Origin of the sequence: Acinetobacter sp. 22301 (assembly GCF_052045285.1) — a bacterium.
GTDB lineage: Bacteria > Pseudomonadota > Gammaproteobacteria > Pseudomonadales > Moraxellaceae > Acinetobacter > Acinetobacter pittii.
Genome location: NZ_JBQEOR010000016.1, coordinates 1 through 14,239 on the forward strand (window position 1 = coordinate 1; position 14,239 = coordinate 14,239).

Sequence of the window (14,239 nt, forward strand, 5' to 3'; positions counted from 1 at the left end):
TGCCTTAACCAGACTGTCTTTGGTGTCCTGACTCAAATCAACTGCATAGTCCGTAACATTGTTGGCATCAGGTGTTCCTGCCGTGACGGTCACTGCATTTGACCCTGCTGACGCAGTGGTTCCTTGTGCATTTACCGTATAGATGTCCTGACCGTTACTGCCTGTCGTTTTAACTACATCGGCAACATTAGTGCCCGCTGCAACTTCCGTTCTTGATGCTGCTGTTTGGCTATCCACATAGGTTTTATTGGTGATGTGATCACCTTCGGTAATTGGACCCGTGTAGTAACTGCCACCGTTATTGACCGTGAAGCTGTCACCTAACTTGGTTTCTCCTGTCGCAGTCAGGTTGGTGGTGTTCACCGTATTGAAGCTCACATCCGCTGCCGTACCCACCGTGATACTGCCATCCGCATTCGCTGTTAATTCAACATTGTCTCCCGTCACAAAGTTAACCTTGTTGTCATCCTTGTTCACGGTCTTCACATCGACACCGTCAATCTGTGTCACCACACTTTGTAATGCCGTGTCTGCCTTAACCAGACTGTCTTTGGTGTCCTGACTCAAATCAACTGCATAGTCCGTAACATTGTTGGCATCAGGTGTTCCTGCCGTGACGGTCACTGCATTTGACCCTGCTGACGCAGTGGTCCCTTGTGCATTCACGGTATAGATGTCCTGACCGTTACTGCCTGTCGTTTTAACTACATCGGCAACATTAGTGCCCGCTGCGACTTCTGTTCTTGATGCTGCTATTGCTGAATCAATTGTATTTTGGCCAGTACCACCAATATTACTTATTGAAAGCGTACCGTCACTATTTAAACTCGCATTGCCCCCTAGAATATTTTGTGTACTATTAGCAACGTTACCTAATACGCTATTCGTTGCATATAACTGACTACCATTGATCGCATCTGTACTCGTAGCGGAAATATTCCCTGAACCTACATTTTTAATTTGACGTTCTGCTCCCTCAGAACCAACTGACAATTGCATCCCTGTATTTGTAACTTGTCCCGCAAAATCCCCATAAGTCAACCCATTTAAATTTGCCTCTGCTTCTTGTGTTGCATCTGTATTAGTATTTGCATTTGCACCTAAAGCAATTGAATTCTCTTTAGTAGCTCGAGTATTTGTTCCTATACCTACAACATTATTAGTATTTACACCTATATTAGAATTTGAACCTAGAATTACATTGTCGTTACCAACTGCTGAGTATGCTGCACGATTTCCAATTGCAATATTATTATTTCCTTGTAATCCAAAAGCTGCATAATTACCAAATACAGAATTATTGCTCCCTATTAGATTTCTACCTGCATTCAAACCAGTTAAAGTATTATTATCTCCCTCTAAGGCTCCACCTGAACCAGCACCAATAGCAGTGTTATTACTACCAGTAGAATTTAAAGTATTACTAATCCCTACTAGTGCATTACTACCCAAAGCGGTATTAAGGCTCCCAGTTCGCCATCTTGCTGCATTTTGCCCAACATAACTATTGTGTTGCCCAATACTATTACGACCAGCTTCATCACCAATATAGGTCGCATATAAATATTGAGAATTACGCCCAGCTTGGCTGCCTAACATAACACTATCTGAACCAAAATTATTTTTAACACCATCATCATAGCGTTGTGCATTTTGAGCAGCATTATTACCAATAATAACTTCGCTGCCCCCTACTGAGCGAGCATTTAGACCTATTGCTATAGATCCAGATAGGCCATTCACATCGTTAACATGGCTTCCCACAATTACTTGTGCATTATCGCCAATAGCAATACCGCTATTCCGACTATTTACTGTCGCATTAGGACCAAGAGCTACTGCAGTTCGTGCAGAAGTTACTGAACTTCCAAAACCTTGAGCAATTGACTCATAAGAGTTTTCATCCACATAAGACTCGCGACCCAAAACTAATGATCCAAAAGCTAATGCTTGAGCATAATCACCCAGTGCAATCGCTGCATCTGCATCAGCATTTGCAACACGTCCAATTCCAATCGCACTCCATCCATGAGCTTTTGCACCATCACCAATAGCTAATGCGGCATTACCAACAGCATCAGCAGTTGAACCTAAGGCTACTGCTCGATTTCCATTTGCAGAACTACTGTCCCCTAGCGCAATAGTGCCACTTCCAATAGCATTATTTATCCGACCTACTGCAACTGCACCATCACCCTCAGCTGTATTAGATGAGCCTATCGCTACAGCCCCGACACCATTAGCATCCTCACCATAACCAATAGCTACGGCACCTCCAGAACCTACAGTATATTGACTACCTTTTGTACTAGCTATACTGTTAGATCCAATCGCTACATTATTAGATAGGTCTTCATTTATATCAGAGTTATCTGCCGTAATATTTTTACCAATAGCAACTGAGTTTTTACCTAACGCATTAGCAGTTTCTCCAATTGCCACACTATTCGTGCCCGAAGCGGTTGTATCAATAAAACCAATTGCAATTGCTTCTTGCCCAGAAGCTCTTGCATCTAGATTTGTCTGAGCAACGTTTTGCGCATTGGCCTGCACACCATTTATGAGGGTAAAACCGCCTGTTGCAGTCTGACCAAGACATGTCCATGGAACAACACTAGTAAGATTGGTTGCCGCTTGACTCACACAGCTATTGCTCGGTCCGATAGCCGCAGTTATTGTTGGTATTCCTATGTCTGCATTACCTGCAGCAAAAGCACCAGTTGATATTAAAGCGCCAGAAAAGAGAGCACTCCTAGAAAAAACAATAAATTGATTATGTTTAACTTTACTAGATGTATGACTAATACCCACATTTGTAATATTGCTACCTGAACTACGCTTGCCTTTGGCTTTAGATAGCTCAGATGCAGTAACCCAAATTCCCAAAACCTCATTCCAGATTAACCGATATATCTTATTCATTTTAATTTCCTTTTTTGCATATGTTGGTTGGAAATATCCTTGTGCTTGAGTTAACTGCAAGAGGTATAACAGCCATAACTACAGCAACAATTTTTCTATTAGTGTGATCAAATTATCACCAAGTCTCAAAATGTGCAATATGCACATTAAAATTAAATCAAACTATAATTATCCTTTTAAAAATCAATATCGTATTGATTTAAAAATAATTTATTATTTTTAAATTTTAGTAATCAAGGACAAGTTTTAATAAATTCTTTTAATTCCCCCTCTAGACTTTGAATTACAAAATGCTTTCAAAATCTAGGGGGGTGGACTCTATCTAATAATTAAATTGTAGGACTATCTAAAGTTATAATTTTCTAGAGATGAGCAAAACACCAATACCCTTACCTTGGATTTATATAATAAAAATAAGTGGTTATTATAAAAAGTAAAGAAAAAGAAAGGATTAAATAAGTGTTTACAGTATTAAAACTTTTAATAAATTTCCAGATATTCATAAATTTACCCAGTTACCATACAAAACTACAGACGAAAAAAAAGCTCATAGCATTCGCATTGAGCCGTGCATAATACATGCAATATAGACCACACTATGCCTGAACAATGTGATTCTCATTTTAAAATACCAAAAAATGTTTAATTTGTACATAATTTATAAATTAGAAATAGATGTACTTTAGATGTCCTCTCGTGTACTAGTATTTCATGATAGTACTCTAAATGTACTGCCGACCTTCTAAAATTATCGTACTCACCTAACAGGTTATGTATTAATTGAACAAATAGATCCATATCAATAAAATTCTTATAAGCGAGTTTAACTGCGACTACATTTTTAACAAATGCATTAAACCCTAATATGTAGCTTTACAAGTTGATCACAGTGTCATGATACTAATGAAACGATATACGAAGTAAATTAATTCAGATGAGAATAAGAGAGGATTACTAAAATTTAGAATACTCCCAAAATTGCAATAAAAAAACGGAACCAAATTATACATTTGATTCCGTTTAAAAAATTTTGGCGGAAGCGGTGAGATTCGAACTCACGGAGGACTCACACCCTCGTCGGTTTTCAAGACCGGTGCATTAAACCGCTCTGCCACGCTTCCAACGAGCGCTATAATATAAATAAAAATTGAAGTTGGCAAATCTTTTATTTAATTTTTAATTCAACCGCTCAAAATAAACACAAATCTGTTTAAATTTCTGAGTTTTCCGTCTTTTCATAGCGAATTGTATTGATATACCACAGCTTTTTTCCAGATGGCGTGTGTACTTCAATCTCATCATCAACTTCTTTGCCGAGCAATGCGCGAGCCATAGGTGACTCAATCGAGATATGTTGAGGGTGATGATCATAAATTTCATCGATTCCCACAATACGTAAAGTTTTTTGCTCACCTTCTTCGTTTTCAATCTCGACCCAAGCGCCAAAATAAACTTTGCCGTCTTGCTCAGGAGAGTAATCAACAATTTTTAATTCTTCTAAGCGTTTTCCTAAATAGCGTACGCGTCGATCAATTTTTCGAAGGAGCTGCTTATTATATTGATAATCCGCGTTTTCACTGCGGTCACCTAAGCTTGCAGCCCAGTTTACTTTTTTAGTGATTTCCGGTCGTTCTTCATGCCAAAGTTGTTTTAATTCAGCAACTAATTTGTCATGTCCTGACCGAGTGATTAAGTTAGATTTCATGATAAAAAACCACTGTTCAACAACATATCGCTTACAAGATGTAGCATTTTATACCCTATTTTCTCACATCAGAAGTGTATAAATTTTCTTCCTTAAGAAATTCATGTGTTTATGATGATATATCGAAGTTTTAATTGTACAAAATTTGACATTACTTTTTTTCAATATTATGATGCGCGCAGTTTAAATGTTGAGCATTTTTTAACCCACTCGAAAACTATGTAGATTTTCTACACAGTTTGTTTTTTTCATTTCATGTCATTTTGAATGACGTCATGACTGCCCACCCCTTATTGAATTTATCAACTTTTAGAAGTTATGGCAGCTTTTTGTCTGACTTTTAGGGCATAAATTATCTGTAGCGGAGACAACATGCACAGTAATTCAAGTTCTGGGTCGAGGCTTTGCCTTAACTCTTTATTTTCTTCTCTCCCGTTAAAAGCTCTTGCACTCAGTACTATACTTCTCCCATTTCATAGTCTTAATGCAGGAAAAACCCTACAGTACAATACTGTAGTTAACACAAATACTTTAACTGTTGTTGCGGTAGAAAGCCCGACAACCGTTTTCAAAGAAGATCAGTTTTTACATGGTTTTGGTTACGACTTAGCACGTAACTATGCACAGAACCTAAATGTAAAGCTGGACTTTAAAATCGTGGCAGACAATGCCACTGCACTTAGATGGGTTCAGCAAGGTAAAGCAAACTTTGCGATGACTACAGCAGGTTTAAGCACAATCGAAAACAAAGGTTTAATGTCGTTTTCTGCAAGTTGTGGTGACACAGCAAACTTGCAAAAAAATGGCTTAAATCCTGAGTTAAGTTGGGTATTTAAACAGGCTGATGACCCACTCACACAGACCGCCAGCGGCTTTGTATGCCAAAGTAAGCAAAATGGTGTGACCCAACAACTTGCCTCTTTTTATAACCGCAATGTGGTGAAACCAGAAGCATGGTCAACCATTCAACGTGACTTAAGCACACGTTTACCGATTTACAAAGCGAGCTTTAAGCAAAGCGCAGCGAAGTATGATCTAGATTGGCATTTACTTGCTGCAATTGGTTATCAAGAATCATATTTAAAGCCAGAATCTGTTTCTCCCACAGGTGTGCGTGGCTTAATGATGTTAACCAATAGTACTGCTCGAGCAATGGGTGTAAGCAATCGTAGCGATCCTGCTCAGAGTATTCAGGGCGGCGCGAAGTATTACGATCTGATGCTAACCGAATTTGATAATATTCCGTTCCCTGATCGGAACTGGTATGCGCTTGTGGCCTATAACATGGGACCAGGTGCGGTAAGTCAGATTCAGAAGCGCTTGCAATCTCAAGGGAAAGATCCGAACAAATGGGTCAACCTCTATGACTATTTGCAAAGCAATAAAACGCGAAATGGTCGATATAAGCAAGCAGTTCAATATGTCACTCGTATCCGTGCTTATCTTGAACATATCAAAACGGCGCAAACACGAATCAATATCTAATTTTTATTTTTAAAAGTTGATAAATTCATTGTTTGTACAAATAAAAAGCTTACCTCTTTGGGTAAGCTTTTTATATGAATTCTTTTAAGTTTAAGCAGTATGCTCTAATACTTTCTTAAACAAATCTTTTTGTTCTTGGCTTGGCTTAGCTGTTTGTAAAGCCATTAATTGAGACATGTCGCCTTGAACTTTAATTTTACCAGTCATGAATGCCTGCATGGCAGCAGCCATATCAAACTCTAAGAATACTTTACGTAAAGTCTCAGCATCCATATTTAAAGTTGTTTTGGCATTTGAAGACAAACCTTTTTGGATTTTACCCCCATCTAAAGCTAATTCGGTATTTCCAGAAGCATCTGTCACTACTAAATTAATTGCCAAGTTCGCAAGAGCGGGCGGCAAATTAAGATCACCTGCTTCAGCAGTTAATTTTTCGACAGTCGCAAACCAATCTTCAGTTAAAAATGCAGGCATGATTCTTCCTCAAATTTATTTGTTCAATTTCTCTGGTTGTCTATCCAGACAACATCATGTGAAGCAATTCTGCTTGTGGCTTGTTATAGCATGTAATTTAAATTTTGGGCTATGACTTTTTGTACGGAACATTCATTTTTTAGTATTTTGATACATTAAAGGCACTTGTTTATAAAGTGCCTTTAACATTCTTGATGCTAGCGTTTATTCAGCAGCGAAGCTTAAGTTCACGACATCTAAACGGTTCTTAAGCTCTTCCGGATCTTTAATATCCAACTCGCGCTGAGAATCTAGAGCCTCGAAATCAAACAATTCGCGGTCTGCTAACTGAGACGGAGATACGTTTTGTAATGCCCCGAAAATGCTGTGTAAGCGTTTCGGATATTGTTTATCCCATTCACGTAGCATTTCATTAAGCATGGCACGTTGTAGGTTTTCCTGTGAACCACAAAGGTTACATGGAATGATTGGGAACTGACGAATCTCGGCATATTTAATAATGTCTTTTTCTTCAACATATGCCAAAGGACGAATCAAAATGTTCTTTTTATCTGACGATAAAAGCTTTGGAGGCATCGCCTTTAAGCTACCGCCATGGAACAAATTCAAGAAGAATGTTGCAATGATGTCATCACGATGATGACCTAAAGCAACTTTAGTCGCACCAATCTCTTGTGCAAAGCCATATAAAGAACCACGGCGTAAACGTGAACACACTGCACAGTAGGTTTTACCTTCAGGTGTTAAACGTTTAGTAATGGTATAGGTGTCTTTTTCTAAAATGTAATATGGAATGTTGTTCTCTTCCATATAACGAGGCAAAACATCTTCAGGAAAGCCTGGTTGTTTTTGGTCAAGGTTAACCGCAACCACCTCAAAATTAATCGGTGCGATACGCTTAAACTGCAACAAAATATCGAGCAAGGTATAACTGTCTTTACCACCAGACACACACACCATGACCTTATCGCCATCTTCAATCATATTGAAGTCACGAATAGCATGCCCAACTTGACGGCGAAGCTTCTTGAGCAAACGGTAATAGGCCGAGCTTGTTGGAAGTTCAGGCTTAAAATTAAATCCCTGATTGGACTCAACTGGCGCGTACATAGACGAGATATACCCATAAATAAAAATACCGCGCAATTTTATATGATTCAGAAGAGAATCGCATCAAAAGAATAGTTTCAATTCTTGAAGTCGTCACATTGCTCGTGCATGATGCAAAACACATGCTCTATTTTGACTGAAGCGTTCAAAATTTGTGCAAAATGCTTACTTTTTGGACTTTTCCACAGTTTTCCACAAAACCTGTGGATAAAATTGTGGATTTCTTCGTACTTGACAAACTGTTTTGGCCTTCTGTTAAGGGTTTTCTTTAAATTGATCATTTTTTAACCAATGTTTTTTGTTATTAATAATCAACAAGTTAACCATGTCAATAGAATCATTTTAAAAAAATTTTTTAATTTTTTTTGATGAGCATTCGAACAAATCAGCTTGATTTTTTGAAAGAGTCGAAATAAAAAAAATTACACAAATCTTCTTTAAGTAATATTTTTTGATAAACTCTTTTGCAAGTTTTGAGTACCTAAAAATTGTGAATAACATAAAATGAAAAATTCGGTTCAATTTCTTGTTTCTTGTTTGCTGGGGATGACCACTTTTACGGTCGGCACAACTTCGAGTTCAGCGGGTCAAATGTATATTTACCAAGATAAAAACGGTAGTACATTGCTCACCAACCGAAAAAGCTATGACCACTCTCTTAAAAAAGTAAAAGTGACCTATTACCCTGATAGTAATATTCATAGTTATACAAACTGGGGAGCATCAGAAGCTTCTGTTCTGCCAAGCTACAATAAAAATAAGAACGCTTTCGACCACATTATTAGACAAGCTGCACAACAACATGGTGTTTCAGAAGGTCTAATTAAAGCCGTTATGCACACCGAGTCAGGATTTAACGTAAGAGCTCGTTCGCCAGTAGGTGCTCAAGGGTTAATGCAGCTCATGCCTGCGACTGCCCGTCGTTTTAATGTCTCTAACGCCTATGACCCGCAACAAAATATTTTTGCAGGCGCTAAATATTTAAGTTGGTTGCTCAAGCGTTTTAATGGAAACACGCAAATGGCGCTTGCGGCTTACAATGCCGGGGAAGGTAATGTCGACAAATATGGCGGTATTCCCCCTTTCCGTGAAACACAAGATTATGTGCGCCGTGTAACAAGTCGATACCAAAACCTATATGCATCGGGTTCAGGTTTTTCATCTTTTACGAATGCTTCAGTACAAACCGTTTCCCATCCTTCTAATTTGGCAGAAAACACAACAGCTCAAATCACGACTCAATCATCTAAATATTCATCTTCTCGTCAAATCGTGACTTTATCTGACGGTACCTATACCGATGCACCAACTGGCACCTATGTCACCAATAATGCCACTGCAATTGCCCATATAAGAATTGAATAAACAGTAAAGAAGAACGGCGGCTCGCAGTTCTATTTAGGTTAGTTCAGATGTTTTAAATTGTAATGATCTATTACCTGATCTTTACCATTTTGACGAATTTAGCCAATTATTCTTTAAATTTAGGCACATTCTGCTAAATGAAAGAATGTATCAATTCCTTATTTTTTTCTTGAATTTTTTCCCCAAGCCCCGCATATTAGCTTCATGATTTCGAATTTGTAAATCAGATAACATTTTATTTATAAGAGGATTTTCTCAATGATGCGGATTGGTTTGTTTTTGCTTACCAACCTCGCGGTACTGGTTGTAGCTGGCATTATTTTGTCACTCTTCGGTGTCGGTAGTTACCATGGCGCGGGTGGCTTGAATCTAGGCAACCTTTTAGTGATCTGTTTTGTGTTTGGTATGGTGGGATCTTTAATCTCGTTATTCATGTCAAAATGGATGGCTAAGAAAACGACCGGTACAGAACTGATCGACCCGAATGCTCCTCGTAACCAAGCTGAAAGCTGGTTATTGCAAACAGTCGCTGAACTTTCTCAACGTGCTGGTATTAATATGCCAGAGGTTGGTATTTTTCCATCATATCAATCCAATGCCTTTGCAACAGGTTGGAACAAAAATGATGCCTTAGTTGCCGTTTCATCTGGTCTACTTGAACGTATGAACAAAGATGAGCTACGTGCAGTGCTTGCGCACGAGATTGGTCACGTTGCGAATGGTGACATGGTTACCCTAGCGCTCATCCAAGGTGTTGTGAACGCCTTTGTTATGTTCTTTGCTCGTGTAGTTGGTGACTTTATCGACCGTAATGTCTTTGGTCGTCAAGACGATGAAGCCCCTGGTATGGGTTACTTCATTATTACCATGGTATTGGATATCGTCTTTGGTATTCTCGCTTCTGCCATTGTGATGTGGTTCTCTCGTTATCGTGAATACCGTGCTGATGAAGCAGGTGCACGTTTAGCAGGTAAACAAGCAATGATTTCTGCATTATTACGTCTCCAAGCTGAGACAGAAATGCCAGATCAAATGCCAAAAGAAATGAAAGCCTTCGCAATTGCGGAAGGTAAAGAACAAGGTTTCAGCTTAGCTGCTTTGTTCCAAACCCACCCAACAATTGAACAACGTGTGGCAGCTTTACATCAATTAGATTGCCCATAAAACGTTTAATGTAAAAATAAAGCCTCCAAATGGAGGCTTTATTTTTTATTACATGGTTTGATAGAGACTCCAAAGATAGCTTGCGCCCCACCAAACAGCTAATCCAATTAAAAGCAGTACAAGCGCACCTACTAAATCGGGAATATGCAACCATAACCAACTGACAACAGGATTTCTCCAGAAAGCTGAGTTCTGCTGCTTCTTTTCGAGCTTTTCATGTAAGTAGGGATGAACGACATGAATATCACTTTGGATCTTATATTCTTCGCGTATATGCGTATGAACTACATCTAGTGCTTTTCGACTTGGTCTTATAAAAATATCAAAAATAGTCCCAGCCACAGGAACAAATCCGACTACAGCATCTACAAAGGCAAGTTTGATGACTGGAGTCAATTTATGCTGAGGCACACCAATTTGTTTAGCTTTATAGATGGCATAACAGGTCAATGCGAAACCAGCGACATCACCTGCAATTGGAATAGTACTCAGTGCAGCATCAGCACCAATGCCCTGCTTTGTAAAAGGTATGCGAACTGCACTGTCCATCATGGTTGCAAACTTGGCCAGATCTCGTTCTAGTGCGATAACCTGTTGCTCTGTTAATTTTTTTTCTTGAGGCATTTAAATCAAATATATAAAGAGAAAGTTAATCTTAATATACTTGATTTAAATGCCTCTTTTTAAATTGTTTACTTTTAACTAGTAGTTTTCGATCTAAATAGTGAACGTAATAACACATACATAACTGGAATAAAGAATAAAACCAGCACCGTACCAAACATCACGCCACCTAAAATACTAATACCGATTTCTTGACGGCTCACAGCCCCTGCACCTTGAGCAAACACAAGAGGAATCACACCTGCACCAAAAGCTAAAGATGTCATTAAAATCGGTCTTAGACGCAAGCTAGCGCCCTCTAAAGCTGCCTGAATGGCATTCCTACCCTTTTCTTGAGCCAAGGCTGCAAACTCAACAATTAAAATTGCGTTTTTACATGACAGACCAATTGTGGTTAACAGTGCAATCTGGAAATACACATCATTTGGTAATCCGAAAATATAAGAGAAAATGACACTTCCTCCCACACCAAGCGGAATAGAGGTCATCACAGCGGCTGGAATACTCAAGCTTTCATATAGAGCAGCTAAACATAAGAAAATAAAGCCTGCCGAAATTAAATATAACCAGACGGCCTGATTTGTCGACTTCTGTTCTTCAAAAGATAGACCTGTCCATGCCAAACCAACGTCTTTTTGCTGATTTACGAGTTGTTCAACATCTTTCATTGCCTGACCTGAACTGCTGCCGCTTGCAACATCGGCTTGAAGCTGTAAGGCACTATAACCCATATAACGTTTTACAATTTCAGGAGCACCACCCCAACTGAAATTAGCAAATGAGCTAAAAGGTACCATTTCATTTTGGTTATTACGTACAGACCAATTATATAAATCTTCCGGTTTTGATCTGAACTGGGCATCACCTTGAATCATAACGCGCTTGATACGACCACGGTCAATAAAGTCATTTACATACGTTCCCCCCCATGCACTCGACAAAGTATTGTTAATCGCGGGTAGCTCTAATCCATTTGCTAATGCTTGTTTCTGATCAATTTTGATATTGAGGTTTGCTTTACTATTAGTAGATTGCTTATCAAAGTTTTCAAAACTTGAATAGTTTTTGCTCTGTGTTTGCAACTGACGGAAGGTGTTATCTAGAAAATCTTGCCCTTGCCCATTCAAATCTTGAATCCATAAATCCAGACCATCGGTTTGACCCAAACCATTGACTGAAGCGGGTAATGTCACATTAATTTGTGCATTATTGAATTGACTAAAATATTTCATCGCACGCTTTTGTATAGCGTCAGCCGAATTTTCTTTACCTGTACGCACATCCCAAGGTTTTAAGGCAATAAATCCTTGAGCCAAGTTTTGGCCAGTACCAGAATAATTTCGGCCATAGCGAATCAAAACCAGATCTACATTCTTATCTTCTTGGGTTAAGAAATACTGACGGACTTGTTCTCCAATTTTCTGACTTTGCGAGATTGGCGCACTATCAACAAGTTTAATTTGAACACTTAAAATGCCTTGATCTTCTTTAGGAATAAATCCACTTTTTAAACCACTATAGAACAGTGCAAAAACAGCAATCAAAGCCACAAAAATCACGATAACCGATTTACTATAACGGATGCTTGTTTGAACGATCTTGATATATTGATTTTTAAGTTGATCAATTTTTTTATTAAACCAAACTGCCCAGCGCATAGGCTCTGGATTCGGTTTTAAAATTAAAGCGCATAACGCAGGTGTTAAGACTAATGCCACGACGAGTGATAATGCCATAGCCGCAACTAAGGTAATGGAAAACTGACGGTAAATCACGCCAATTGAACCACCTAAAAACGACATTGGAATAAAAACAGCAGTTAAAACCAATGTAATTCCGACTAAGGCACCACTAATTTCTCCCATCGACTCAATGGCTGCTTCTTTCGGTGTTAAATGCTGTTCATGCATGAGCCGTTCAACATTCTCAACCACCACAATCGCATCATCTACTAGCAAACCAATGGCGAGCACCAATGCAAAAAGCGTTAAGGTGTTAATACTAAAACCGAGCACATATAAAACAGCAAAGGTTCCTAAAATAACAACAGGAACGGTAATACTCGGAATGAGTGTAGCGCGCCAGCTTTGCAAGAACAGGAACATCACCAAAATAACTAAAATAATGGCTTCAATAAGCGTCTTTACAACTTCTTTAATAGACTCTTGAACAAACGGCGTATTATCTCGTGGATAAACAATTTTATAGCCAGCAGGTAGCTTGGTTGTAAGCTGATCTAGAGTTTGATGGATGAGTTTAGAGGTCTGAATCGCGTTTGCACCAGAAGATAGTGAAATGCCTAAACCAGCGGCCGGATAGCCATTAATAGTGTTAAAAGACTGATAATTTTCTGCACCCAACTCGACTCTAGCAATATCTTTTAAGTAGACATAGCTCGCTGTTTGATTTGCTTTCACTACAATATTTTTAAAATCTTCGACTGTTTTTAGTCGAGACCCTGCGGTGACTTTCGTATTTAAATATTGTCCATCAATGACAGGTAAATCACCGATTGCACCTGCGGCAACTTGTGTATTTTGAGCAGTGATTGCATTCGCTACATCACTTGGCATTAAATTATATTGTTTTAATTTCTCTGGATTTAGCCAGATTCGCATCGCATATTGCGAACCGAAAACATCAGACTCACCCACCCCTTCAATACGGTTCAGATCATCTACCACATGCGTAGTTAAATAGTCCGATAGCTCAATATTGCCCGATTTACCTGTAGAGTCATATAAGCCTACCACCATAAAAGTATCGCCGAGTGACTTACTCACGGTCACCCCTTGGCGTTGTACTTCATCGGGTAAACGTCTTATGACACCACTAATACTATTTTGTACTTGGACCTGTGCTGTATCTGGATTTGTTCCATTATCAAAACTAATGGTAATTCGGCTACGTCCTGATGAATCACTGGTAGAGCTGAAATAAAGTAAATTATCAATACCTTGTATTTGTTGTTCTAAAATCTGAGTAACACTTTGCTCAACCGTTTGTGCATCCGCACCGCTATAACTTGCCGAGACTGTAATTTTAGGAGGGGCAATATCAGGATAGCGCTCTACGGGTAAATTCAGCACCGAGAAAATACCAAATGCCATAACAATAATTGCGAGTACACTGGCAAAAATGGGACGCTGAATAAAAAATTTAGATAGCATGGCTGCTCAGAATTAGGTCGTCAATTAACAGATGGCAATACCAAATTTGCCCTCTTGATCATCAACGAGCGATATAAAAAAGACAAGTAGAATTAACACAATAAATGCAATTAGAACAAAAACAAAGCAAGAACTGGCATTTCCTACAAACCCATAAACAAGGTTTTAACAAGTGTCACTGAAAATTCATGAATTCTTCATGATCACGTCAAGTTCAATC

At 38.8% G+C, this 14,239-nt stretch carries 8 protein-coding genes, 1 tRNA gene and 1 pseudogene; 3 read left to right on the top strand and 7 right to left on the bottom strand.

Translation table 11 applies throughout. The annotated features are described in order from the left end of the window. The 3 genes from ACTJJH_RS17135 to greB form a co-directional block, all read right to left on the bottom strand. Window positions 1-2,922: ESPR-type extended signal peptide-containing protein (locus ACTJJH_RS17135; RefSeq protein WP_440601504.1), on the bottom strand; the 2,922-nt coding region annotated here is incomplete at its 3' end. 1,031 nt (window positions 2,923-3,953) lie between these two features. After that, a tRNA-Ser gene (locus tag ACTJJH_RS17140) sits at window positions 3,954-4,043 on the bottom strand. Between the two features lie 89 nt (window positions 4,044-4,132). Next, complete coding sequence (gene greB / locus ACTJJH_RS17145) at window positions 4,133-4,627, bottom strand: transcription elongation factor GreB (RefSeq protein ID WP_002118865.1); 495 nt, start codon at window positions 4,625-4,627, stop codon at window positions 4,133-4,135. 372 nt (window positions 4,628-4,999) lie between these two features. On the opposite strand from greB, the gene ACTJJH_RS17150 reads away from it, so the two are divergent. Further along, window positions 5,000-6,112, top strand: coding sequence for a transglycosylase SLT domain-containing protein (locus ACTJJH_RS17150; RefSeq protein WP_032057444.1), 1,113 nt, complete (start codon window positions 5,000-5,002; stop codon window positions 6,110-6,112). Between the two features lie 90 nt (window positions 6,113-6,202). Here ACTJJH_RS17150 and ACTJJH_RS17155 read toward each other — a convergent pair whose 3' ends face one another. Both ACTJJH_RS17155 and ttcA read right to left on the bottom strand, forming a co-directional pair. Beyond that, on the bottom strand, window positions 6,203-6,586 hold the full coding sequence (locus tag ACTJJH_RS17155) for an SCP2 sterol-binding domain-containing protein (protein WP_002118641.1): 384 nt from the start codon (window positions 6,584-6,586) through the stop codon (window positions 6,203-6,205). 204 nt (window positions 6,587-6,790) lie between these two features. Beyond that, window positions 6,791-7,696: a tRNA 2-thiocytidine(32) synthetase TtcA gene (ttcA, locus tag ACTJJH_RS17160; protein ID WP_002118895.1), complete on the bottom strand. Its 906-nt coding sequence runs from the start codon at window positions 7,694-7,696 to the stop codon at window positions 6,791-6,793. 573 nt (window positions 7,697-8,269) lie between these two features. Between ttcA and ACTJJH_RS17165 the strand changes: the two are divergent. Continuing rightward, window positions 8,270-9,061, top strand: a pseudogene (locus ACTJJH_RS17165) (lytic transglycosylase domain-containing protein); the annotation flags it as partial. A 258-nt stretch (window positions 9,062-9,319) separates the two neighbouring features. After that, complete coding sequence (htpX, locus tag ACTJJH_RS17170) at window positions 9,320-10,225, top strand: protease HtpX (protein ID WP_002118851.1); 906 nt, start codon at window positions 9,320-9,322, stop codon at window positions 10,223-10,225. Window positions 10,226-10,273: 48 nt separating this feature from the next. Here htpX and ACTJJH_RS17175 read toward each other — a convergent pair whose 3' ends face one another. Together ACTJJH_RS17175 and ACTJJH_RS17180 are read right to left on the bottom strand one after the other, a co-directional pair. Then, the gene (locus ACTJJH_RS17175) at window positions 10,274-10,849 is read right to left on the bottom strand and encodes a DUF4112 domain-containing protein (RefSeq protein ID WP_032007032.1); all 576 of its coding nucleotides are present in this window, start codon (window positions 10,847-10,849) and stop codon (window positions 10,274-10,276) included. 74 nt (window positions 10,850-10,923) lie between these two features. Next, complete coding sequence (locus ACTJJH_RS17180; protein ID WP_320124759.1) at window positions 10,924-14,019, bottom strand: multidrug efflux RND transporter permease subunit; 3,096 nt, start codon at window positions 14,017-14,019, stop codon at window positions 10,924-10,926. Between the last annotated feature and the right edge of the window lie 220 nt (window positions 14,020-14,239).